The following is a 23272-nucleotide window of genomic DNA, read 5'->3' as shown; positions in this document are numbered from 1 at the left end:
TTGAGCCTCGAGCTTCTTTGAGCCTCGAGCTTCTTTGAGCCTCGAGCTTCTTTGAGCAACACGCACAAAAAAAAGGGCCGCGATAAAAATCGCGGCCCTTTTTTAATGGTCGTTCGAAACTAGTTCGGCAGACGCTTCGCAGCATTGAAGCTGCCATATTGTTCGTTTCCGACAAAGCCGAATTTGCTCACGCCGCTATCCTTGATCACCGCCAATGTACGGTCAGTGGTCAGATAGGCGCTCAGCGGATCAGGCTGGAACTGAAGCTCTGGCTCAGGAACCATAGATTTGGTCTGTGCAAGAAATTGCTTAACCTGGTTCAATGATACCGGTGTGTCGTTCCAGAGAATCTGGTTTGTTGCCGTAATCCCAAGGCGATTTTTAACCGGATCGACAAAATTTTCTGGTGGCGGACTATCATCCGCGACCGGTAGATCGATCTTAACCGCGTGCGTCTGCACAGGGATTGTAATGATGAACATGATGAGAAGAACCAACAAGACGTCGATAAGCGGCGTCGTGTTCATCTCCATCATTGGCTCGCCATCATCGCTTCCGCCACTCATAGCCATTTGTGCGTCTCCTTAAATAACTTTTGATGCCGGTCGATTTTATTCGACGACAATCGGCGTGGACAAAAAGCCCACTTTCGCAAAACCGGCGCGCTGCATCGTGTAGATAGCGCCGCCAATGCACTTATAGGGTGTATTGATGTCACCGCGGATATGCACTTCAGGCATATCTTCCGGTGTCATATTTTCGACCCCGCCAAAGGCTTCGATCTGGTCTTCCAGCTGTTTCACAGCGCGGGTTACCAACTCGTTGGAATCGACCGGTGTGGTGTTCCAATACACGCGACAATTGCCGCCGGGCGTAGCGCCTGAATATTCTGGATCACCGGGATCACGACCTGCAGCATCCGTCGTTGTAACCGCAAGCAGCACGTTTTCGCGCTTGGTCGTGGTCACCTCAAAAGGAAGCACCGGAAGTTCAAGTTCCACGGTCTGGATCACTACGGGAACTGCGATCAAGAAAATGATCAACAGGACCAACATAACGTCCACAAGTGGGGTAGTGTTAATATCGGATAGAGGAGTTTCCTCTTCGTTTCCGCCCCCAACATTCATCGCCATAGGATTTTATCCTCTCAAAACTAAACCATCTAAAGGGAGCATAGTCTCCCTTTCTGTGCGTTGGTCAGGTTGCCGCGCAAAACGGCGCGGGCAACCTGACCCCCGGCTTATTTCTTTGCGGCTGGTGCAGCAGACTTAGCAGCCGGCTTCGCAGCAGCAGACGCTGCAGCTGGTTTCACGCCGCCGTCCGAAGCCATATAGCCGAGAACGTCGTTTGAAAATGCGCCTAGTTGTTCAGAGATGCGCTTGTTGCGTCCCTGCAGCCAGTTGTAAGCAAGAACAGCTGGAACAGCCACACCAAGACCAAGTGCGGTCATGATCAGTGCTTCACCAACCGGACCAGCAACAGCATCAATAGACGCCTGACCAGCGATACCGATTTTAATCAGAGCGCGATAGATACCGATAACCGTACCGAACAATCCGATAAATGGTGACGTTGCACCAACGGTTGCCAACCATGGAAGGCCAGTTGCCAATTTGGATTTGATCGAATCTTGCGACCGTTCAATGGATCCGTGCAACCAGTCATGCGCTTCAACCGGATCGGTCAATTTCGCGTGATCGGCATCGGCTTGGATCGCATCGTCAACGATTTGACGGTAAGCTGAATTTTTTTCGAGCTTCGCAGCGCCTTCTTTAAGCGAACCTGCACGCCAGAAAGTCGAACGCATCGATTGGCCCTGCTTCATGACTTTATTCTGTTCGAACAATTTCGAAAACAGGATGTAGAAAGACGAAACAGACATGATCGTCAGAATTGCGAGAACAGACCAAGCGATAACACCGCCCTGTTCCATTGCTTCCCAGAAACCGAAAGCGTTTTGTGGAGCTGCTGGTGCAGCGGCCAAAATTTCAATCAACATTTTAACATTCCCCTCAGGATAAACTAATTTCAAAAAACATGTTGCGGGAAAGGCATTGTCCAATGCCCTTCCCGAGATTCATTATTTGGGTATCTGCCAACGAACGGCGTTGGAATATGTGCCGGTTGTTGGGTTTCCGTTCGAGTCTAGGGACGGCCTGAACCGTGCACGCCGCTTCAAGTTTTTACAGGCAGCAGCGTCAAGATCAGCATGGCCGCTAGAACCTGTGATCTGACAATTGTCTACCCGACCGCTAGCATTAACGGTCAAACGGAAACGTGTGGTCCCTTCGCGTTCTTCGCGCAGAGCACGAGACGGATAATCATTCGCGTTGGCCCATCTACCTGGATTGCCGCGTGGCTCCGGATTCGCCCGCTGTGGGGGTGGAGGTGGTGGCGGCGGCGGCGGTGGAGGCGCTGCCACAGGTGGCGGTGGAGGCGGCGCGGTTGGCGCTGTCTGTATCACCGGCCGCGGTGCAACCACTGGCGCCACGATGGGAGGCGGTGTAACCACCGGTGGTGGCTCAATCGGCTTCTCAGGTGGCGGAGGAAGCTCTTCCGGTTCTTCCGGCGGCTCTTCCTCTTGAATATCAATCATGTCCAGTTGCGATGCAACCTTCTTGACGGCTGTATAGGCTAGTCCCGTGACCAGCGCATAGCCAAGTAATAGGTGGATGATTACGACAAGAGCAATTGATACAATCTTGCTCGAACTCATCTCTTGGTCAGCATAAGCCATTCAGAAATGTAACTCCTTTTTCCCCATCAAAGGTCGAATACTTCATCACTGAAGTTTCAGACAAAGATCGTTCGGTTTGAAATACCATCGCGACCATTGTTATCCCCATGACAGCTTTTCGTTCGCTTGAAAGCCATCTTAAATTTGTTTTAACGTGCTAGTTCCAAGCAGGCAATCGCTTTATTGGTTCAGCACCGATTAAGCTGTCAAAGACCCATAATAGGCGGTAAAACCAGACATCTTTAAACCCTGATTCAGAGAGATTCATGCGCCCAATCACGATGTTCTTCTCCACCCTATTTTTGAGCCAAATTGGTGCAATTCCAGCTTTTTCTCAGACTCAGGATGTACGCGATCCGTTGCAATATGCGGACCTGGCCGACCTCAGTGCGGACGCTCCAATCATTGTCCATGCAACCGTTAAGAAAGCGATTAAAGTCGCCCCGGAGAGAGCACCAAATGCGCCTCCGGGAACGCAACGCTTTTATATTATCGCGTCAACCAATGCATTGATTCGCGGTCAAGGAGGGGTCGGCGAAACGATTCGCTACGTCATTGATCTGCCCCTCGATGATCGCGGCCGGGCTCCGAAGATCAAAAAGAAGCCCTTCATTATATTTGCGCGGCGCCCCGCCAGTGGCGGCGATAATGTCCAGCTCGTCGACAAGGATGCACAGATCGCCTGGACGCCAAGCCGCGAACAGCGTGTACGCTCGCTGGTCCGCGAGCTGGTCGCTTATGACGCGCCGCCCGCCATTTCCCGCATCGCGAGCGCCTTTCATGTCCCCGGCACTATATTGGGCGAAGGCGAAACGCAGATTTTCATGGAAACCGAAACCGGGTCTCCAATCTCCATCACCGTGCTGAAACGGGATGGCCAGCGCAAATTCTGGGCCGTGTCACTGGGTGAAATTGTTGACGAGTCCGCCCGGGCACCGGTCAGGAATAGTTTGCTCTGGTATCGAATGGCCTGCTTCCTGCCTCAACAGCTTCCTTCCGCAGCCTTATCCGGTGATATATCGTCAAATTCCCGGCAAGCACGAAGCGATTATCGGCTTGTGCTCGGCGACCTCGGCAACTGCCCGAGATCACGCCGCCCATAGGCCCCCTATAAGAATGCCATAACTAGTTCTGGCATTCGCCCATGGCGGCGCTAATAAGGCGCCAACACACTCACCAAAAACACAAAGAGGCTAATGACCATGACTGCTCCGCTTCGCATCGCGCTCGCTGGACTGGGCACCGTCGGCACGGGAGTGATCCGGCTGATAGAAGAAAATGGTGCCATGATCGCACAACGGGCCGGGCGGCCTATCGTCGTATCTGCCATTTCTGCTCGCGATCGGAACCGCAACCGCGGTATCGATTTGGCCGGCTATTCCTGGTTCGACCAGACCGAAGCGCTTGCAACGCTTGACGACATAGATTGTGTCGTAGAAATGATCGGCGGTTCCGAAGGCACCGCGCTGGATCTTGCACGCCAGAGTCTCTCAGCAGGCAAATCCTTTGTCACAGCGAACAAGGCCATGATCGCCCATCATGGGATGGAGCTCGCCAAGATTGCCGAAGCAGGAAAAGTCTCGCTAAAATATGAAGCGGCGGTCGCCGGTGGCATTCCGGTAATCAAAGGCTTGCGCGACGGCGCATCGGCCAACCGGATCGAGCGCGTTTACGGCATACTCAATGGGACCTGTAACTATATTCTCACCGAGATGGAGAAATATGGCCATGCTTTTGACGATGTGCTGAAGGCCGCCCAAGACATTGGCTATGCCGAAGCCGATCCGAGTTTTGACATTGATGGCGTGGATGCTGCGCACAAGCTCGCCATTCTCGCTGCACTATCCTTCGGCAAGGCTCTAGATTTTGATGGCGTGGAAATTGACGGTATTCGCCATATAATGGCGGAGGATATCGGCCAGGCAAAGGCCCTCGGCTATCGCATCCGTTTGCTGGGCATGGCCCGGATCGACGATGGTAAATTGTTCCAGCGGGTCAACCCCTATCTGGTACCCGAAGGTCATCCACTGGCCCATATCGAAGGTTCGACCAATGCTGTGGTTGCCGAAGGCAATTTCTCAGGCCGCCTGATGTTTCAAGGGGCCGGCGCTGGAGAAGGTCCGACCGCCTCTGCGGTCGTTGCTGACTTGATCGACATCGCTCGCGGCGAAACCGGCACGGTATTTGCCGCACCCGCCGGCGAGATGGAGCCATGTGAGCGCGCCGAGAGCGGCAACCGGTCCGGCAAAAGCTACATCCGTTTCATCGTCGCAGACAAGCCCGGTGTGTTGGCAGAGATCACAGCGGCGATGCGCGATGCCGATGTATCAATCGAAAGCCTCATTCAAACCGAAAAAACCGACGAAGGATCAGTGCTGATCTCGATGGTGACCCATGACAGCCGCGAACGCAATGTTGCGAAGAGCCTCGAGGCCCTCTCCAGTTCGACCAGCTTGCAGGTCGCACCGGTTGTGATGCATTTGCTTAGCGATCAAGACTGATCACTCAATAGGGGCAGGAGACAGGGGTTTGATCATCGCCTGTCGCACATAATCTTCGTCTGGCACATCCGGCTCAATCACTTGCCAAATCCGGCCAGCGGCGCCGCCGACCCCGCCGCCAGCGCCGCCCAGGCTGACACTGAAAAGCGGGACGCCCTTGAAGCAATTGCGCTCGGACGTTGTCACATAACAGCGGCCTTGTTGAACGATTTCGGCATTGCCTTTCGGAAGCGGCTCGCGAATCCTTTCGCCTTCGATGGCCGCCAATTCAGGAAATGGCAGCCTCTGCAGTCGGTCAATCTCGGGAATGCCGCAAACCACGATCTCATCGCTGGTGCGACGAAGCAGGCAGCCGTCAGCATCAACCGCCACCATTTGCCGAGCATTCTGCAGCAATTGCGCGGTTCGGTCCGTCGGGAACTCAGCCTGCGCAATCGCTGCAGACGGTATCAATAAAAGGATCAGGAAAACCAGTCTCGACATTGCAATATCGCTCCTCTATCGAGAATTCAAATTTAGCCCCTTATAGAAGGACTAACCGACAATATGCCCAAAGCAAGTGATATTTTGGACCGCGTACTGGTTATGGAAATGGTACGTGTGACTGAAGCGGCTGCCATATCGGCGGCGAACCTGATTGGCCGAGGTGATGAAAAAGCGGCGGATGCTGCTGCTGTCGAAGCGATGCGAGCAGCACTGAACAATTTGGACATTTGTGGCACTGTGGTCATCGGCGAAGGCGAACGCGACGAAGCTCCGATGCTTTTCATCGGCGAGAAAGTCGGACGTGGCTGCGAAGGCGAAGCGCCTGCCATTGATATAGCGTTGGACCCGCTGGAAGGCACAACCATCACCGCCAAAGCCGGTGCCAATGCGCTGGCCGTGCTTGCCATTTCTGAAAAGGGCAACCTGCTCAACGCGCCGGACGTCTATATGGACAAGCTGGCTGTTGGCCCCGGCTATTCGCCAGATATCATCGATCTCAACAAGTCGGTTACCGAAAATGTCGAAGCCGTTGCCAAGGAAAAGGGTGTCGCACCTGCAGACATTATCGTGTGTGTCCTCGACCGGCCGCGTCATGACAAGATTATCGCGGAATTGCGCGCTATCGGTTGTGGCATCATGTTGATTCCCGATGGTGATGTTGCTGGCGTCATCGCAACATCAGACGAAGACACAACGGTCGACATGTATATGGGCAGCGGCGGCGCTCCCGAAGGCGTGCTCGCGGCAGCTGCACTGCGCTGCGTTGGCGGACAATTCAAAGGACGCCTGCTTTTCCGCAATGATGACGAGCGCCAACGCGCCTATAAATGGGGCATTGAAGATCTCGATAAAGTCTATGATCTGAAAGAACTGGCCAAGGGCGATGCGATTTTCGCTGCGACCGGCGTTACCAACGGTTCTCTGCTGGAAGGTGTCAAGAAGCTGCGCGGCGGCAAGATGACCACCGAAAGCGTGGTCATGCGTGCTTCTTCCGGCACCGTACGCTGGGTGAAGAGCGAGCATCGCAACAACTGACTATGAAGATGCCAAACCTTCCGATGTTGAAGCGTTTTGCGTCACAGACAAAATGGTCGATCTTGGTTTTGCCCTGGCTGGTTGCCGGGTGCGTGACTCCTGTGGACTATGGCAAGATACCGCATGCCGATTATGTTGCGCCGGACCGGTGCAACCCATCAGCGGCGGCTGTTGTGGATGGCAATGACAAACCATTTTTCTTTGTCACCAGCCGCCTGCCAAACTGCCTGTCTGAAGACATAAGCCTGCTGCACCATCGCGCAGACCAGGTTCGCTATGGCCGTTTTGCGGGACCGCGAGACGTTAAACGTGGTTCAAAAAAACCCACGAATACAATTCCATTAGCGCTAGCCCATCCCCAGAATTGGTGGAAGAGCCTCGATGACCAGATGGTCGCTGCTGACGGACGGGTTCTGCTATATGTCCATGGGTATCGAGAGACTTTTTATACCAGTTCCCGAGACACGGCACAGATTGCGAGACTGACCGGATTTGCGGGACCGATCATCCAGTATAGCTGGCCCTCTCAAGGGGCCTTGCTGAAATATCCCGTCGATGAGTCCAACATGTATTGGGATGAACGAAATTTTCGCAAATTCCTGATGCAATTGGCCCAACTCCCATCGACGAAGGAAATCGTCCTCCTATCCCATTCGCTTGGTGCGCGGCTTGTCCTGCCTTCGCTGGAATATGTCGACAGGAATGTCTCCAATGGCGATTCCAGCGTCATTTCCAACATCATTCTCGCATCACCGGACGTCGACACTCAGGATTTTGAGCGCGACATTGCCGAAGAAATATTGTCGGATCGACGGGTTCGAAACGACAGAAGAATCACGGTATATGCATCGATCAAAGACCGGGCATTGTCATTGTCCAACGATTTCCACGGCTATCCGCGCTTGGGCTACCCCAGATGCTTTGACCCTTTTGAAGCGGCTGACCTCAGGGCCAACAACCGGCCCGAACGATGCTATGCTGCCCATCCTGAATATACCGAGGAAATTGACAAGACGGCGCTGACCATTGTCGATACCAGCGCGACCAGTCGCGGCAGAACCGGTCACAGCAATTATTTGCTGAGCGCCCCTGTTTGTCGGGATTTTGTTGCGGTGGTCAACGGCGACAGAATGCCAGAGGGGCGCAAAGCAACCCACCTCGATCATGTTTTCATCTTGCCGCCCGTTCCCAAAGGGGAAAAGCCCGATCATCTCGCCCTGTGCCGAAGGACAGAATGAAGCCCGAAAAAACCGCTGACCTGGAAAATCTGCTCATTCGAGTGCGCGCCTGCACGATCTGCTCCGACTTGCCCCTTGGCCCGCAACCTTTGTTGCAGGCTTCATCAAAAGCCAAAATTTTGATCGCCGGGCAAGCCCCTGGTAGCAAGACTCACGAAAAAGGCCGGCCGTTTGACGATGCCAGCGGCAAAAGACTGCGACAATGGCTCGGCGTGACAGAAGCGCAATTTTACGATCCCGACCTCTTTGCGATCATTCCCATGGGCTTTTGCTATCCCGGCACCGGTACAGGCGGTGATTTGCCGCCCCGACCAGAATGCGCACCGGCTTGGCGTCAGCCGCTTATGGCGGCTTTGCCGGACGTTCAGCTCACGCTTGTCCTCGGTCAATATGCGCTGGACTGGCATCTGGGAGATCAAAAATCGAAAACACTCACCGAAACCGTGAAGCGCTGGCAAATATTCTGGCCGGATCATCTGCCTCTGCCCCATCCCAGCCCGCGCAACATCCGCTGGTTCAAAGCCAATGGCTGGTTTGAAACCGATGTTATTCCGGTCCTGCAGAAACGTGTGCGAGCGCTGGTCTAGAAGACACCCATTGCCAGGCCTGCGGACAGCGTGGCCCCCGTCTCCGCACAACGCGCGCGATCGGTTTCCGAGATGGTTTTAGGAGCCAAAATGGCTTCCTCTGTTTGCGCATTGGTAGAAATTATCAGCGTATCGATGACCCTCTTCAACCGCCAGCCGGTTGCGATCCGTTCCAACTGCCGCTTCGCATTTTCGCCGTCCGACCCCGCGCATATCATCGCTGCATAAGGCCGACCTTCAATCTTGCCGAGCAAAGGATAATAGCAGCGGTCAAAAAACGCCTTCATCACCCCGGCAATGGCGGCAAGATTCTCAGGCGTCGCAAAAATATAGCCATCGGCAGACATCATGTCCGCCGGTTCGCAGTCCTCAGCCCGAATGACTTGCACTTTCGTACCTTCCTCAACCTGCTCCGCTTTCGCGGCAGCAGCGATCATCTGCGCGGTCCCGCCGGTATAGCTATAATAAATGATCAAGAGTGTTTTCATCATAGTCTTCCTAGCAACTAACAGACCGATTGTCAGCGCTGCAGGATTCACGCATAGCGCTCCTTATGAACGCAGTATTGAACATCGAAAACTCCTTGTCCGGTCAAAGCTGGCGTTGGCGCAGCACCAGCGCCGATGCCCGCGACCCGGGTTTCCAGCCCGATGACCTGGTCACCCAATTGCTGCTCGCACGGGGAGCCACCAGAGAAACGCTGGAAATCAACCGCGATCCAACGATCCGGAGCTTCATGCCAAACCCCTCGGTTTTTCAGGATATGGATAGAGCGGCGGAGCGCCTGAGCCTGGCTATCAAGAACCAGGAAAAGGTGACAATATTCGGTGACTATGACGTCGATGGCGCGACCAGTGCCGCATTGCTGATCCGGCTGCTGAGAGACCTCGGACTCGAGGCCGGCTATTATATTCCGGACCGTTTGATGGAAGGCTATGGTCCGTCTGGCGAAGCCCTGGTCAAGCTTGGCGAACAGGGCAGCCAATTGGTGGTTACAGTTGATTGCGGTGCCATGGCTTTTGATGCTCTGGACATGGCGCATCAGGCGGGCGTCGAAGTCATCGTTGTCGACCACCATAAATGCGCAACCGAGCTGCCTAAGGCTCTGGCACTGGTGAACCCCAACCGGCTGGACGAGAGCGATGCCGGCGCAGAACACGGCCATCTTGCTGCCGTGGGCATGGCTTTTCTGCTCGGTGCCGCCCTTGTCAGGACTCTTCGCAATCAGGGTTTTTTCACGAATCGTGCGGAACCGAAATTGCTTGAACTGCTGGATATCGTGGCCTTGGGAACAGTGGCGGATGTCGCGCAACTGCGAGGGCTTAACCGGGCATTTGTGGCGCAAGGATTGAAGGTCCTGGCAGGCCGTCAAAATATCGGTCTTTCGGCGCTCATTGACGCCAGCCGGCTCAAACGTGCGCCAATCTGTTCCGACCTGGGCTTTGCGCTTGGCCCCCGGATCAATGCCGGAGGGCGGGTCGGCAAATCCGACCTCGGTGTGCGCTTGCTAATCACGCAAGACCCAGAGGAAGCCCAATCCATCGCGGCTGAACTCGATCATTTCAATCAGGAACGCCGCGCGATCGAAGCCCATGTGCTCGAAGAAGCCGATGCAATGTGTGCCTCGCAGCAGAATCAAGCCGTCGCCGTGCTGTCTTCCAAAGGCTGGCATCCCGGCGTCATCGGCATTGTCGCCGGACGAATCAAAGAGAAGCTGAACCGTCCGGCGATCATCATTGCCGTGGATGAAGACGGAATTGGCAAAGGGTCGGGACGCTCGATCTCCGGCATAGATTTGGGCGCCGCGATCATCGCTGCAAAGGAAAGCGGACTTCTGGTCGCGGGCGGTGGCCATGCGATGGCCGCCGGCATCACCATCGAAGCCGAGAAAGTGGATGCTTTCTCGGAATTTCTCAACGACCGGCTCGCCGATAGCGTCGGCAAGGCGCAGGATGGCAAAGCTTTGTTGCTCGACGCCCTGCTCTCGCCCAAGGGAGTCAATCCGCTGATCGTCGAAGCCATGGATGGTGCAGGACCTTATGGCATGGGCTGGCCTGCCCCGCGCATCGTCACCGGCCCGGTGCGAATCATCAAATGTGATATTGTCGGAACCGATCATGTCCGGATGATCGTTGGCGGTGATGATGGTGCATCCATCAAAACCATCGCTTTCCGCGCGGCTGAGAGCGATCTTGGCCAGGCATTGCTCAGCGCACCCCGCGGGCGAAAGCTATGGATTGCAGGCCGCGCCAAGATCGACGACTGGGGCAGCCGACCATCCGCTGAAATCCATCTGGAAGATGCCGCCTGGGCCGATTGAGGAGAACGGAATCATGTTCAGCCATATCACCTTGGGCATTAATGATTTTGCGGCCGTGGAACCATTTTATGATGCGATCATGGAAACCTTGGGCATCTTGCCATTTCTCCGCCATGAAACCGGAAAGGCTTATGGCACCGCCACCGGTCCCAAGCTGTTCATAGGCCCTGCCTTTGATGGCGAGCCAGCCGGCGCCGGCAATGGCAATCATGCAGCTTTTCTGGCGCCATCCCGCGCCATAGTCGATGCCTTTCACGCCGCCGCTCTCGCTCACGGAGGCAGCGATGAAGGCGCACCAGGACTGCGGTCCCACTACCATCCCAACTATTATGGGGCCTATGTTCGCGACCCTGAGGGCAACAAGCTACAGGCGGTCTGCCACAGCGCCAGAAAATAGGGTCTAAATCCGGCGAAAAGAGGCTTGACCAAAGCCAAGCACACCCCTAATGGCCGTTGCTCGCTGACCAGCAATTGGTATGGCCCCTTCGTCTAAGGGTTAGGACGCGGCCCTTTCACGGCTGAAATACGGGTTCGAATCCCGTAGGGGTCACCACGCATAAAATCCATAAATATCAATAACTTAATTGGATTTTTCGTGGTGTTTTCATGCGTGTTTCCCGAGAGTTAGCCGCTGCCCAATTCACAATTCTGATACAGAGACCGATTTTGCCGGGATTTTGGGCTAGAAATCGCGCTCCAGTCTCAAACCGGCAAAAAAGTGCTTTCAAAATGAAAGCCCGCTTTTCCGGCGCAAAACAGCATCTGAAGACGATTGTATCAAGCTGACCGAATCAAAAATCTCCCACATCACATTGCAAACACGTAATGCCGTTCCGGCGCCACATGTCGACAACTTGCTGACGATCATCGACCACAAATTCGATTAGTTTTTCTGCCGCTAACAGGCGATGCAATATCTCTTCTTTGATAATGTGATCAGCCCTGAAATCATTGTCCGGTCGCATCAAAATGCGACCGAATGGAATTTCATTCCAAGCGAGCCATTGTTCGGTCAGCTTCCTCGAGCGTTCATTCCGTCCGGTCACCAAGATTAGTTCATGTGTCCCCGCCGCCCAAAGGGATTTGTACAACGAAACGACAGGTACATTAGGCGTATCGCCACCCATCTCCGCATTGAAAGACTTCCAATCCGGTTTGTCTTTTTCGAGATGGCCTCGCCGATAGTCAATATCTGCAAGAGTTCCGTCAATATCGAACAATATGGTTTTCATAAGCGACTATGTCTCCGCACTGATTTCGGCCCAGCTTAGACCAAAGCGGGCGAGATATTTTTTGAGACGGTCAGCGTCATTTGCGGTTTTGCGACGTTTCCGAGATGAAGCGAACAAGGTTCGTCCGGCCTCAGACATGGATTTGCTTTCGCGGCTTATGCGAACGACTTCGGCCAACTGTACGAGATCAAACGGATCTAGCGCATCCAGCGCCTCATCATTGATCAGATTGTCTAACCCGTCACTGGCTGCCACCTTGCCGCCGTGCCAGAGCCGGTCGAGCTTCATGATTTCGAGATCGACCGTTTCTCGGCCAATTCTGCCTTCGGGAGAGAGAGTCGCCATTCGGGTTACACTGGCCGCGAGGTCTCGAAAGTTGCCCGACCAAAGCGCACTCGGGGAACTAGCAAATTTCAGAAATCGATCACGCGCTTCCTTATTGAACGTCACACGATTGCCTTCTCTCTCGGCATAGCGGTCTAATTCATATTCCAAATTGGGTTCAATATCCTCTTTGCGATCCACAAGACTGGGAAGAGCGAAGGTCCAGAGGTTCAGGCGCGCAAGCAAATCATCTCGGAAAGTTCCATTGGCAACGGCGGCGGACAGATCTTTGTTGGAACCGGCGATCAACTGAAATTCTGAATCCACCTCTTTATCCGCCCCGACCGGCAGAAACCGCTTTTCTTCGATCGCGCGCAAGATCATCGCTTGTTCGTCCGCGCCCAATTCTCCGATCTCATCGAGAAACAACATGCCCTTATCTGCCGTTCGCAAGAGACCTGCTCTTTCAGAGGCTGCTCCGGTAAACGCTCCCTTGGTATGGCCGAACAAAGCGGACATGGCGCTATCACCACGCAAAGTGGCACAGTTCACTTCCACAAAACTTCCCGAGACCTGATGCTTCAGCTTTTTGAGTTCAAAGATTCGGCGTGCCAACCGGCTTTTACCGGCGCCCGTAGGACCAGTGAGAAGTATCGGGGCTTTTGAGCGACCTCCTACTTGCTCTATTTCGTCAATCAAAGCGTTGAAGGCCTTGTTCTTGGTCTCGATACCGGATTTTAAAAAGGAAGACCCTTCGGCCATTTGTACCGCAAAGCGAGATGCCAGGCTGTCATATCGCGACAGGTCCAAGTCGATCGTACTCAACCGACCCGGAAAATTTCCGTCCATCTTTTTGGCGGGCTGCGTTTGCAAAAGGCGGCCGGGCAGGAAGCGAGCCTCAGTAAGAAGGAACAGGCAAATCTGTAACACATGCGTGCCCGTTGTGATGTGTATCAGATAATCTTCTTTGTCAGGATCAAATGGATAGTCCCGAGCAAAATCCAGAAGCTTGCCGTAAACTTCTTCGAACTCCCACGGGTCATCAAAGCCCAAAAGCCTCTGATCCACTTCTGTTTCAGGCGAGACTGACGCTATATCGGCAGCGACCTGATCGGCCAATCGATAATGTTGTTTGCCGTGGATGAGGACAAATCGATCAACGCGCAGATCCTCATGCATCGCAATGGCAACCGATGGCCGCCATTTGTTCCAGCGGGTCGGCCCGAATTTACCCGCGTCGAGCGTTGAGCCCAAAAATCCTATTACAACAAGTGGCTTCACATTTTATCCTATAAGATAACATTTTATCTAATGATATATAATATTCGACTCCAATTCAAATTAAGTCAATACACTGTAATGGATTTAAATAATTAAAATTCAATATGTTAAGGGGTATTCAAGTAACAGGACACTCAGTTGGCACGCTCGCTGCAATGATATGGGTGTCCGATTGATTGAGCAAACATGGTCAACCGGATGCAGCGGAAACCGGAGCGGCTGGAATGGGCCAGCTGCTCCAGAGGTTTCCAAAAGCAGGATGTAGTTCAATCGGTAGAACGCGTGCTTTGGAAGCATGAGTCTGTTGGGTCAAGTCCAGCCGTCCTGACCAGATTTAAAGATCCTATCCGCGCAGAATTTACTGTTAAAGAATATGATAAGGAGACCTGCAATGGTCGATACAAAATACGAATATGTGGACGTTGAAGGCGGACACCCAATCAAAATGTGGACACGCGGTGTCCCGGTTGATGATGGAGCCCGCGTCCAACTTTCCAAAGCGGCGCAGATGCCATTCATTTTCAGCCACCTTGCGGTAATGCCCGATGTCCATATCGGTATTGGCGCAACCATTGGTTCGGTTATTCCGACCAAAGGCGCTGTGATTCCAGCCGCTGTAGGTGTTGATATTGGTTGCGGCATGATGGCCGCGCAAACATCGCTTATGGCCAGTGACCTTCCGGACAACCTAGAGGGCATTCGGAGTGCTATCGAAGCCGCCGTGCCGCATGGTCGGTCGGTTGGTCGGGGGAAACGGGATACGGGCTCATGGGGTGATCCGCAAAGCGAGATTACCGACGCATGGGCACCGCTGTCTGCACGTTTTGACCGGATCACGGACAAATATCCGCGCTTTAAGAAAACCAACAACATTAAGCATCTCGGTACGCTCGGTACAGGCAACCACTTTATTGAACTGTGCCTCGATACCGAAGACCGGGTTTGGGTAATGCTGCATAGTGGTTCGCGGGGCGTGGGTAACGCCATTGGCTCTCAGTTTATCGAACTGGCAAAGAAAGATATGCGTAAATGGCATATCAATCTACCGGATCAGAATCTGGCCTATTTCCCGGAAGGGACCGACCATTTTGACGATTATGTCGAAGCGGTCGGCTGGGCACAGGATTTTGCGGCGGCGAACCGTCAGATGATGATGAAAAATGTCATCAAGGCGCTGCGTAGCCAGATTGCAAAACCGTTTGATGCGGAGATGGAAGCGATTAACTGCCACCACAACTACGTCAATCGGGAGCGGCATTTCGGTGAAGATGTGCTTGTCACCCGGAAAGGGGCAGTGCGCGCTTCAAAAGGTATGATGGGTATTATTCCAGGATCAATGGGCGCAAAATCGTTCATTGTTCGGGGCCTCGGAAACCGGGAAGCCTTCGAAAGCTGCAGTCATGGTGCCGGCCGAGTCATGTCCCGGACCGAAGCCAAGAAAGCGGTGAGTATCGAAGAGCATATCGAAGACACCAAAGGCGTAGAATGCCGGAAGGATATCGGTGTGCTCGATGAAACACCAAAGGCCTATAAGCCAATCGAAGCGGTCATGGCCGCGCAGGATGATCTCGTCGAGATTGTCCATACGCTGAAACAGGTTGTGTGTGTGAAGGGGTAACCTTCACACACCAATTCTTAAGGACAATTGAGATGATTATTATTGATGGCTCAGAAGGAGAAGGTGGCGGGCAGGTTCTGAGAACCTCCGCATCGCTTTCGCTTGTCACTGGACAACCCTTTCAGATTAGCAACATTCGCGGCAAGCGGGAAAAGAAAGGATTGATGCGACAGCATGTCACGTCGCTTGAAGCCGCTTGTTCAATCAGCGCGTCTGAGTGTGATGGCCTTGCGGTTGGCGCGTCTGAAATCACTTTTCGGCCGGGTGCGGTTAAAGCGGGTAACTACAAATTTGCGGTCGGGACTGCGGGAAGTACTAATCTCGTTCTGCAGACTATCCTGCCTGCCTTAATCTTTGCGGATGGACCTTCCCATGTTGTTCTGGATGGCGGAACCCACAATCTCATGGCACCGCCCTTTGATTTCATCGAACGAACCTTTCTGCCGATCATCAATCGGATGGGACCAACGGTGTCCGCCAAACTGGTCCGGCACGGTTTCTATCCTCAAGGTGGAGGCCGGATTGAAATTGACATCACTCCTGCGCCTCTTCAGCGCATTGACTGTGTGGAACGAGGCAAGCTTTGGTCGACCAAAGGCACGGCTTATTTTGCAGGTCTGCCTTTTGATATTGCAGACCGGGAAGTCAAAGCTGCCAATAAGGTACTTGGTTGGGATGAAGGCGCCATTGGCGTGCGCGAACTTCCGGAAGATCAGGGGCCGGGAAATATCTTGATTCTGGAAGCAGCATTTGAAAATGTTAGCGAAGTCGTCAGCGGCTTCGGCAAATTTGGCCTGAAGGCAGAGCGGCTAGCCAAGACAGCGGCCAACCGGATGAAGGGCTATATGGAAAGTGAAGCCTTCGCGGGGCCCTATCTTGCGGACCAACTGCTTCTGCCCTTTGCCCTTGCTGGCGGCGGGTCGTTTACGACTGTGAAGCCTAGTCAGCATAGTTTGACCGGTGCTGATATTGTTGAGAGATTCACTGGATGCAAGACTAGTTTTGATCAGCAGAAAGGTGGCGAGTTTCTCGTGCGTGTTGGTTGATAACAAACCGCCTCGAGTAAAACGAAGATTAGCCAACTTCAGTTTGAGTGCACATCACGACGTCTCAAACGAACCTATCACTGCATCATAGTGTGACCGAAAACACCCAACCTCCGAGCCTGAATTTGTCACATATTGACAAATAACCTACTCAAATGTGACGAAAAATTTCTCACTTCTGTCACAATGAAAGACGCTCTGAGGGAGCTTCTCCGTCCATTCTGGCAGGGGAATTTGGCGTATCAAAGTCCGTCATACATCATGCTACAAAGGCGCAAGCAGCATGGAACCAATGCTCAATCAAAAGCGTCATCAGATGCTTAACATAATAGACCTTATCGCCCTGTTGTTGATGACAATTTTTGACCCAAAGTCGATTTCTCCAACTTCTGAACGGGAACGTGATCGTTCCTATACAAACCTTTCCTCGTGTTTGTTTCTCACTGGCACTTTGCTTGCATCTCAATAGAGAACCAAACCAGACATCTACAACCAATAAACAGCTTATTGCGGGCGATCAGAAACCAAGGGAAACCGAGATATGCACACCGGTACTGCGATAATTGCTGGTGCCAATGCCATCGTGGAATGCGGATAGGCTTGTGCGGAAACCGCTGGCACTGAATAGGTCCAAACCACCTTCGAGGCGAGCGCGCAAACCATTGTTGATTACACCGTTCGCTTTGGTTCCAAAGGTATAGATACCTTCAACTGCGCCATAGGGTCTTAGTGACCAGCCCCTCTGCAGATCGACCATATGCTGAACGCGTGGACGAAAGCTTATATCCCCTTGATCCACTGTTTGCCCGGGAACCGCGATGTTTAGGCTGTCAGTATATGCCTTTGCTTTCTCGCTGATGTAGCGGACCGTGAACTCGGGACGGACGTCGGTGTTTTTACCGATATCGAACTGACCGATCATTGAACCGCTGTAAAACGCACGACTTGTTTTGAAATCATCAACAAACGTGCCCAATGGCGAGACGCTGTTGTCAGACTTGCCCCACGCCGCGCGAATTTCACCGTAGAGATCGGGTGCAATCCGGGCCATCACATAAGGTCCCGCCATCCAGCCATTGCCCTCGGATTCACCGCTAGCCAGAGCACCACGATTGTTAAAACTGTCAAACTCGGCAAGTGCACCAATCAACAGCTTGTCATCAACACGGTAATCAGCACCGGTATAAATGATCCGGAAATTACCGCGCTGGGAACCGAGCCTTGCCTTAGAGAAATAGGCCTCTGCCCAGATATCAAATGGTTGCTTGCCACGATCTGGATCACCCATCGCTGCCCCCGCCATGGCAAGGCTAGATGCAAACCGACTCTGATCATTGCCAACAGCTGCACTGAATGGCAATCTCCCTGAGCCCGGCACTGGCAAACCAAATGCGGTTGCGCTGCCTGCCGCACCCGCCTGCCCTTGCAAGCGGTCGAGGCGCCGCTGCAAGTTGGGTTGATGCGACAGGATGAGCGCGTTGCGACCCGTCAGGAAGTTATTGATAGCTACGGTCGCGGCTTCGCGGGTGTTCGTACTGGTAAAGGTGCAGACCAGATTTTCATTGGGCGACAAGGCAATAGCGACCGAGCGGTTGACCAAACTAGTTGCGGAATCGCTATCGTTACAGCTGATATCCGTTAGAGCATATCCAGCGGATGACAGATTGGCGGCGCTGATTGTATGATTACCGGCAGCTACGTTGTTTGCGACCCGTTGGCCAACACCATTGCGCGTTACAATTGCGCCCGAAAGTGCTGACACATCAGAAGTAAAAACGACGCTGGTATCATTTCCAACAACGCGCTGAATGATTGTTATCGTTCCAACGCCGCGGACGCCGATTGTCACGGAATCAGGATTTGAATCCACTGTTCCATCGTTAACGATCAACTGGAACATCATGTCCTGAGTGCCTTGAACGTCCGGAGCAACGAAAGTTGGATTCGCGGTATTGGCTCCCGATAGCGTTACTGCCGGGCCGGAAATTTGCGTCCAGGCATAATTCAGAACATCACCATCCGAGTCGGATGAAGCACCGCCATTTAATGTCACCGTCGCTCCAGAATTTATCGGCCCCTGGTCTGTTCCTGCATCGGCTACCGGACGCGTGTTTGCTGCAACTGCTATTGACACCCTATCTGCTGTTGAACTGGCTAAGCCATCACTAACCACCAGATCAAAAGTCAACGCCTGTGAAACGAGTGTTGCCGCTGGTGCAGTGAATGTTGGCGAAACCGTTGTCGCACCGCTCAACGTAACAGCAGGACCGCCGGTCTGTAACCATTGATAGGTCAGCACATCTCCATCACCATCTACTGAAGCCGAGCCATCGAGAGTGACCGCAGAACCGCCATTTACAGTGGCATCAGGACCAGCATTGGCGGTTGGACCAACATTGGGGGGGATAGTGACATCGACCGTATCGGGAGAGGAATTATTGGTCCCATCATTGGCAACTAAACTGAATGTTAGAACCTGCACTGCGTTGGTTTTTGGCGGGGCGGTAAAGTTTGGATTCAATGTCGTAGCATCAGCAAGCGTGACTGATGGGCCAGCCACCTGGGTCCATTGGAAGGTTAGCGGATCACCGTCTGGATCAGTACCGATACCTTCCAAAGTTACGAAAGAGCCACCAGGGAAGGTGACATCAATACCGGCATTTACAGTCGGCGGCGCATTGGCCAGAATGTCAACGCTGGTTGTGGCTGCAGCAGAGCTTGCGATACCATCGGAAACGACAAGACTGAACCCAAGTGTTTGTACAGCAGTTGCTGATGGCGGTGCCACAAAGGTTGGAGAGACGCTATTGGCATTGTTTAATGTTACCATTGGACCGCTGGTCTGTATCCATTGATAGACCAACCCATCACCGTCCCCATCGGTCGACGCGCTACCGTCAAGTGTCACCGTTGTTCCGCCACCGACTGACTGCACTGCCCCCGCATCGGCAGTTGGACCGACATTCGCAGGGAGGGTAAATCGAACCAGATCCGGGGCAGAGTTTACAGCTCCATCATTGGCGATAAGGCTGAAATCAAGAACCTGCGCCGATGCGGTTTTGACCGGAGCCACAAAGCTCGGTGTTAATGTCGTCGCACCATTCAGCGTAACGGCAGGCCCTGCGACCTGTGTCCACTGAAAAGTAAGTGGATCCATATCTAAATCGTTTGCCGTTCCAGCCATATTGATCGTTGCGCCGGCACTAATCGTCGCATCGGTTCCTGCGTTGACCGTTGGAGGTGTATTTGGTTGTGCTACCGTAGTTATGGAAACTGTGTCAGTGCGCCGTACAGGATCCACTCCATCACCGACTGAGAGTTCGAATATAATGACTTGCTGTTGGTTACTCGCCGCAGGAGTTGTGAATGTTGGGTTTGCAATGAAGCGGTTGTTCAAATTGACTGTTGGCCCGCTGATTTGTTGCCACTGATAAGTCAGGTTATCGCCATCTGCATCTGTAGAATTCGATCCATTCAGATTAATTAAAACACCGCCTGTTTGCAAAGTTTGATCTGGGCCTGCATTGACAACCGGAGCGGAATTGACCGCGATGTTGGCACATGAGCCTCCAGCCGCAACCAACATCGCCCGGGGAACTGCCGCTGAACCAACAACTGATCCGCGAAAGCCATTGGTCGCCGTTGTATTGGAATCCCGCACGACATAAAAATGGGTATCACGAACCGCCGATGTTGTTGTGTAACTAACCGCTTGAAGGATTGTGCTTGTCTGACCAACACCTACAACCCTTACAGCTGGCGCGTTGCGTCGAACGCCAGCCGAATCCTCTGCGCCAATATGGATAATGTCATTATTGCTTCCATCATTTGTATCACCTGTCACACTCACCTGTCCCGCAAAATTACAGTTATTACCGGCCTGGCCGACAGAGGTGACAGTAACTGAATTAACGGTAGCGGCCATAGACGAGGTAGCTGCCAACATGCTGTAAACTGCAGCCCCTACTGTAGCGGTGGTGCCTCGGAGATTTCTCTTTACGCTCAACAACATTACATTCCCTCAATCTGATTAAACTTGATGTGAGAGAATTGGTACTGTGGTGCGCTATGCCGCGATATGCCACGCCTCTAGTGCCATGATCGTGGCAGGCTTGAGGATGGCTAGATTTTAAGCTGACCGGTCTTGATTGCCTCATAGACAGCTTCACCGCGGGAATGGACAGCAAGCTTGCGGTAAATGGATTTTACGTGATTACCGATGGTTAAGGGAGAGATGCCGAGCGTGCGCGCCGCGTCCTTGTAACTCTCTCCTTTGGCGAACAGCTCAAGCAGCTCAATTTCGCGTGGAGTGAGACCGGAATCCTCGCGCGTGGCCACTTCAATTTCGGCGCCATCACGCAGCCGATCAAGCAGATAAACTGCCGCTGCCGCGCTGATCGGCGCGCCGCCTTCCAGTGTCACTTTGATACCGTCGAGAATGACAGAGGGGCTGCTGTCTTTAAGCAAATAACCATCAGCGCCAGCGCGGATAGCACGAACAACGGTTTCACGATCTCCAAAACTGGTTACAACAAGTGCTTTGGCATTACACCCCGCCTTGATCTTTGGAACAAAGTCCAATCCGCTGCCATCGGGCAAGCCGATGTCGATAAGAAACAAGTCTGGCTTTTGATCAATCAAGTCGCTCGCTCTGGCAAGATTTGGTGCGACACCAGTAAGATCGAAACCCGGGGCAGAGCTGATAATTTCAATAAAATGCTCGCGCACTATCGAGTCATCTTCGACAATAGCGATCCGGCTGTTTTGTTTATTTTCGATTGTTTTCACACAGCTCTTCCCTAGCTGGCCTTTCATTCATTTGCGGTTGATCAGTTTAACCGCGATCATTCTTTTTCAGTACGCCCTATATATGGTGGTTAGTATATTCGGCACTCAAACTATCTTCTTGAGTGTTTCCGGTAGGCTAAGGGTCACTCTGGCTCCATCATCGTCGCTGTCATTAGTGATCTCGGCACCAATGGCAGCTGCACGACTTTGCATGTTGTCCAGGCCGTGACCAGCCACCTTGTCAGCCTTCATACCCTTACCATTGTCGGATATGCTGATCTGGACTGCTTGTTTTGTCTCGTCACTATGAGAAATATTAACATCGATCACATCCCCTCCGGAATGTTTAAGCGCATTGGTAACGGCTTCCTGCATGATCCTGAAGACTTGTAACACCTGACGCGGGCCAAGTTCTGGAAGATCACGTCCAGCGCTGTTAGTCCAGTTGAGTTTGAAACCAGCCCCCTCCACACGCGATTGCACTCGTTCACGAAATGTGGCCAAAGCTACCGCCAGAGACTCTCCAACTGAATCCATGGAATCAATCATCAGACGCATTTCGTCGACAATCGATTGCAACCCTTCAGCCACTTTTTCCGGCTTTGCTTCTCCGCGCCGAGCTGCAAGCAGCATCGACATCAGGTTGCTGCCAAGTCCATCATGCATATCACGCATAATCCTCTGACGTTCATGGTCATAGGCTTCTTTGCGAATAAAGACCTTCTCTCGGGCATGGGCCAGCTCGAGTTCAGCAGTGCGATCGTCGAGCTGAGTCTTGAGCAAAGAACTGATTTCCGCCGAGGATTGAAAAAGGCGGAAATTGCGAGAAAAAAAGGCGATGGCGAAGGCAAACAGCAATAGCGGCTGCCCCAAATCCAAATAGCCCTTATGTTGATCCCAAAGCAATGTGTAGGTCAAAAACAACCCAAGAAGCGATACCAGCATTATCAATATGGCCGCCTCCCAATAGCGGTCATCCCGCGTCCCAACAAAATGCCAGACCAAGCGGGTGATGGTTGCGAACATGAACGCAATCCCGAAATAGTTGAGAAGTGTTTCGACTTTAGTAAAAGCCCCAACGTTACCGGACAGGAGCGTCCAATAGCCAATCAAGGCGATACCTAAAAACCAAATCAACAAGTTAAATCGAACAAACCTTCGTTTCGATTTGTTCGACCATGCGTCAACAAATAGCGGCCAGGCTGCGGATAGAGAAAGGGTCGTAAATCCATAGAGAAAGGGCCGGATCGCTCCATGTAGTGGCATTTCCGCCCATATCAAAAACAGATTTCGAATGGGCCATAATAGAGCCAATATAAACAACCACGCCACCGTGGTCTTGGAGTTAGAACGCAGCAGTGCAATGAATGCGAAAAAGGATATAACAAATCCGACGGTGGTTGAGACAATATTGGCATCACGAAACAGAAAAAGCCGCCAATCAGAAATATTTTCAATGGTTTTATAGTCACCCAGCTTCGAGGGGAAATTCAAAGTCTCACGCGATAGCTCGATCACCTGAACTATCTCAAAAGTATTTTCGCCTTTTGCCAGTGCAGCGGCCGGAACCCTAATTCTCGGTCTTGTAAGAAAATCATAGGTGACATCGGGCAGTTCCATCCTGCCTTCACCAAAAATTAGATGCTTATTGACGTAGAGCCGAATATTGTCCGCTGCGCCATTTGGTAACAAACCCAGTCCTTCTTCAGGGATAGTGGAGAGGTTGGCGCTAAACTTCCAGGAATAATATCCTCGCTCTTGAAAGATGACCGGGCTTTCCTGAACAGGTACATAGTTTGCCTTAGCGAGACCCGCCGTATCAGGCGAACTGAGCTTGGAAAACTCCATGTTTGACAATTCATAGCTTTCGAAAGGTTGACCCTTGGGCGATACGAAATTTGGATTGAAGACAAGCCAAAACAAAGCTTGAATGACAACAATTGCACCCGCGAACTTAGCAAAATGCTGCCAATCTCGCCCGGCTTGCAACGCGTTGTTAGATTGCACTTTGATATCTCCCGGGACTTCGAAACAGTGATGCCAACATTCGGCAATGCGGATGAATGGCTATAACACCAT

The 23272-nt window shown here is 52.7% G+C and carries 20 protein-coding genes and 2 tRNA genes; 11 read left to right on the top strand and 11 right to left on the bottom strand.

All coding sequences use genetic code 11. The features are described 5' to 3' along the window. Positions 1-119: 119 nt before the first annotated feature. The 4 genes from ABJV08_RS05265 to ABJV08_RS05250 all read right to left on the bottom strand — a co-directional run bounded on the left by ABJV08_RS05265 (position 120) and on the right by ABJV08_RS05250 (position 2737). On the bottom strand, positions 120-572 hold the full coding sequence (locus ABJV08_RS05265) for a biopolymer transporter ExbD (RefSeq protein WP_348037510.1): 453 nt from the start codon (positions 570-572) through the stop codon (positions 120-122). Between the two features lie 39 nt (positions 573-611). Continuing rightward, positions 612-1133, bottom strand: a complete 522-nt coding sequence (locus ABJV08_RS05260; RefSeq protein WP_348037508.1) for a biopolymer transporter ExbD — start codon at positions 1131-1133, stop codon at positions 612-614. A gap of 107 nt (positions 1134-1240) precedes the next feature. Then, positions 1241-1999, bottom strand: a complete 759-nt coding sequence (locus ABJV08_RS05255) for a MotA/TolQ/ExbB proton channel family protein (RefSeq protein WP_348037506.1) — start codon at positions 1997-1999, stop codon at positions 1241-1243. 81 nt (positions 2000-2080) lie between these two features. Next, positions 2081-2737, bottom strand: a complete 657-nt coding sequence (locus tag ABJV08_RS05250) for an energy transducer TonB (protein ID WP_348037504.1) — start codon at positions 2735-2737, stop codon at positions 2081-2083. A gap of 266 nt (positions 2738-3003) precedes the next feature. Between ABJV08_RS05250 and ABJV08_RS05245 the strand changes: the two genes are divergently transcribed. After that, positions 3004-3840, top strand: coding sequence for a hypothetical protein (locus ABJV08_RS05245; RefSeq protein WP_348037502.1), 837 nt, complete (start codon positions 3004-3006; stop codon positions 3838-3840). A 99-nt stretch (positions 3841-3939) separates the two neighbouring features. Beyond that, positions 3940-5238, top strand: coding sequence for a homoserine dehydrogenase (locus ABJV08_RS05240; RefSeq protein WP_348037500.1), 1299 nt, complete (start codon positions 3940-3942; stop codon positions 5236-5238). Here the strand turns inward: ABJV08_RS05240 and ABJV08_RS05235 are convergent, their stop codons facing one another. Continuing rightward, positions 5239-5721 carry a hypothetical protein gene (locus ABJV08_RS05235; RefSeq protein ID WP_348037498.1) on the bottom strand — a complete coding sequence of 161 codons (483 nt, stop codon included), beginning with the start codon at positions 5719-5721 and terminating at the stop codon, positions 5239-5241. 63 nt (positions 5722-5784) lie between these two features. Between ABJV08_RS05235 and glpX the strand changes: the two genes are divergently transcribed. Genes glpX through ABJV08_RS05220 form a run of 3 tightly spaced genes read left to right on the top strand, consistent with a single transcriptional unit; the run spans position 5785 to position 8584 of the window. Further along, positions 5785-6759, top strand: a complete 975-nt coding sequence (gene glpX / locus ABJV08_RS05230; protein ID WP_348037496.1) for a class II fructose-bisphosphatase — start codon at positions 5785-5787, stop codon at positions 6757-6759. Between the two features lie 2 nt (positions 6760-6761). Continuing rightward, complete coding sequence (locus ABJV08_RS05225; RefSeq protein WP_348037494.1) at positions 6762-7997, top strand: alpha/beta hydrolase; 1236 nt, start codon at positions 6762-6764, stop codon at positions 7995-7997. After that, positions 7994-8584 carry a uracil-DNA glycosylase family protein gene (locus ABJV08_RS05220; RefSeq protein WP_348037492.1) on the top strand — a complete coding sequence of 197 codons (591 nt, stop codon included), beginning with the start codon at positions 7994-7996 and terminating at the stop codon, positions 8582-8584. The genes ABJV08_RS05225 and ABJV08_RS05220 overlap by 4 nt, the downstream gene beginning before the upstream one ends. Here ABJV08_RS05220 and ABJV08_RS05215 read toward each other — a convergent pair. Next, positions 8581-9075, bottom strand: coding sequence for an NAD(P)H-dependent oxidoreductase (locus ABJV08_RS05215; protein ID WP_348037490.1), 495 nt, complete (start codon positions 9073-9075; stop codon positions 8581-8583). The genes ABJV08_RS05220 and ABJV08_RS05215 overlap by 4 nt on opposite strands. Before the next feature lie 62 nt (positions 9076-9137). Here ABJV08_RS05215 and recJ point away from each other — a divergent pair, with 62 nt between their 5' ends. From recJ to ABJV08_RS05200, 3 genes are all read left to right on the top strand, one after another. Continuing rightward, a complete protein-coding gene (gene recJ / locus ABJV08_RS05210; RefSeq protein WP_348052393.1) occupies positions 9138-10904 on the top strand; it encodes a single-stranded-DNA-specific exonuclease RecJ in 1767 nt (588 codons plus the stop codon). A 13-nt stretch (positions 10905-10917) separates the two neighbouring features. Then, complete coding sequence (locus ABJV08_RS05205; protein WP_348039870.1) at positions 10918-11301, top strand: VOC family protein; 384 nt, start codon at positions 10918-10920, stop codon at positions 11299-11301. Positions 11302-11382: 81 nt separating this feature from the next. Next, positions 11383-11457 (top strand) — tRNA-Glu (locus ABJV08_RS05200). A 238-nt stretch (positions 11458-11695) separates the two neighbouring features. On the opposite strand, the gene ABJV08_RS05195 is transcribed toward ABJV08_RS05200, so the two are convergent. Both ABJV08_RS05195 and rtcR read right to left on the bottom strand, forming a co-directional pair. Further along, on the bottom strand, positions 11696-12136 hold the full coding sequence (locus tag ABJV08_RS05195; RefSeq protein ID WP_348039871.1) for a hypothetical protein: 441 nt from the start codon (positions 12134-12136) through the stop codon (positions 11696-11698). A gap of 6 nt (positions 12137-12142) precedes the next feature. Next, positions 12143-13741, bottom strand: coding sequence for an RNA repair transcriptional activator RtcR (gene rtcR, locus ABJV08_RS05190; protein WP_348039872.1), 1599 nt, complete (start codon positions 13739-13741; stop codon positions 12143-12145). A 255-nt stretch (positions 13742-13996) separates the two neighbouring features. On the opposite strand from rtcR, the gene ABJV08_RS05185 reads away from it, so the two are divergent. The 3 genes from ABJV08_RS05185 to rtcA all read left to right on the top strand — a co-directional run bounded on the left by ABJV08_RS05185 (position 13997) and on the right by rtcA (position 16405). Continuing rightward, positions 13997-14072 (top strand) — tRNA-Pro (locus ABJV08_RS05185). Positions 14073-14132: 60 nt separating this feature from the next. Next, positions 14133-15359, top strand: a complete 1227-nt coding sequence (locus tag ABJV08_RS05180) for an RtcB family protein (protein ID WP_348039873.1) — start codon at positions 14133-14135, stop codon at positions 15357-15359. Positions 15360-15391: 32 nt separating this feature from the next. Next, positions 15392-16405, top strand: coding sequence for an RNA 3'-terminal phosphate cyclase (gene rtcA / locus ABJV08_RS05175; RefSeq protein WP_348039874.1), 1014 nt, complete (start codon positions 15392-15394; stop codon positions 16403-16405). A gap of 517 nt (positions 16406-16922) precedes the next feature. On the opposite strand, the gene ABJV08_RS05170 is transcribed toward rtcA, so the two are convergent. The 3 genes from ABJV08_RS05170 to ABJV08_RS05160 all read right to left on the bottom strand — a co-directional run bounded on the left by ABJV08_RS05170 (position 16923) and on the right by ABJV08_RS05160 (position 23200). Next, positions 16923-20249 carry a PKD domain-containing protein gene (locus ABJV08_RS05170; protein ID WP_348052391.1) on the bottom strand — a complete coding sequence of 1109 codons (3327 nt, stop codon included), beginning with the start codon at positions 20247-20249 and terminating at the stop codon, positions 16923-16925. 278 nt (positions 20250-20527) lie between these two features. Further along, the gene (locus ABJV08_RS05165) at positions 20528-21193 is read right to left on the bottom strand and encodes a response regulator transcription factor (protein WP_348039876.1); all 666 of its coding nucleotides are present in this window, start codon (positions 21191-21193) and stop codon (positions 20528-20530) included. A gap of 105 nt (positions 21194-21298) precedes the next feature. Further along, the gene (locus ABJV08_RS05160; protein ID WP_348115647.1) at positions 21299-23200 is read right to left on the bottom strand and encodes an ATP-binding protein; all 1902 of its coding nucleotides are present in this window, start codon (positions 23198-23200) and stop codon (positions 21299-21301) included. Positions 23201-23272: the final 72 nt, after the last annotated feature.

Origin of the sequence: Parasphingorhabdus sp. (assembly GCF_039982395.1) — a bacterium.
GTDB lineage: Bacteria > Pseudomonadota > Alphaproteobacteria > Sphingomonadales > Sphingomonadaceae > Parasphingorhabdus.
Note: the sequence above shows the minus strand (reverse complement) of the source record. Positions and strands in the feature narration are given on the sequence as shown.

What these genes read in the sequence shown, in the direction of transcription:
- rtcA (WP_348039874.1), top strand. Translation starts at nt 15,392, where the DNA reads ATGATTATTATTGATGGCTCAGAAGGAGAAGGTGGCGGGCAGGTTCTG.
- ABJV08_RS05265 (WP_348037510.1), bottom strand. Translation starts at nt 572, where the DNA reads ATGGCTATGAGTGGCGGAAGCGATGATGGCGAGCCAATGATGGAGATG.
- ABJV08_RS05225 (WP_348037494.1), top strand. Translation starts at nt 6,762, where the DNA reads ATGAAGATGCCAAACCTTCCGATGTTGAAGCGTTTTGCGTCACAGACA.
- ABJV08_RS05215 (WP_348037490.1), bottom strand. Translation starts at nt 9,075, where the DNA reads ATGATGAAAACACTCTTGATCATTTATTATAGCTATACCGGCGGGACC.
- ABJV08_RS05220 (WP_348037492.1), top strand. Translation starts at nt 7,994, where the DNA reads ATGAAGCCCGAAAAAACCGCTGACCTGGAAAATCTGCTCATTCGAGTG.
- ABJV08_RS05245 (WP_348037502.1), top strand. Translation starts at nt 3,004, where the DNA reads ATGCGCCCAATCACGATGTTCTTCTCCACCCTATTTTTGAGCCAAATT.
- ABJV08_RS05255 (WP_348037506.1), bottom strand. Translation starts at nt 1,999, where the DNA reads ATGTTGATTGAAATTTTGGCCGCTGCACCAGCAGCTCCACAAAACGCT.
- ABJV08_RS05260 (WP_348037508.1), bottom strand. Translation starts at nt 1,133, where the DNA reads ATGGCGATGAATGTTGGGGGCGGAAACGAAGAGGAAACTCCTCTATCC.
- glpX (WP_348037496.1), top strand. Translation starts at nt 5,785, where the DNA reads ATGCCCAAAGCAAGTGATATTTTGGACCGCGTACTGGTTATGGAAATG.
- ABJV08_RS05205 (WP_348039870.1), top strand. Translation starts at nt 10,918, where the DNA reads ATGTTCAGCCATATCACCTTGGGCATTAATGATTTTGCGGCCGTGGAA.
- ABJV08_RS05195 (WP_348039871.1), bottom strand. Translation starts at nt 12,136, where the DNA reads ATGAAAACCATATTGTTCGATATTGACGGAACTCTTGCAGATATTGAC.
- recJ (WP_348052393.1), top strand. Translation starts at nt 9,138, where the DNA reads ATGAACGCAGTATTGAACATCGAAAACTCCTTGTCCGGTCAAAGCTGG.
- ABJV08_RS05235 (WP_348037498.1), bottom strand. Translation starts at nt 5,721, where the DNA reads ATGTCGAGACTGGTTTTCCTGATCCTTTTATTGATACCGTCTGCAGCG.
- ABJV08_RS05250 (WP_348037504.1), bottom strand. Translation starts at nt 2,737, where the DNA reads ATGGCTTATGCTGACCAAGAGATGAGTTCGAGCAAGATTGTATCAATT.
- ABJV08_RS05180 (WP_348039873.1), top strand. Translation starts at nt 14,133, where the DNA reads ATGGTCGATACAAAATACGAATATGTGGACGTTGAAGGCGGACACCCA.
- ABJV08_RS05240 (WP_348037500.1), top strand. Translation starts at nt 3,940, where the DNA reads ATGACTGCTCCGCTTCGCATCGCGCTCGCTGGACTGGGCACCGTCGGC.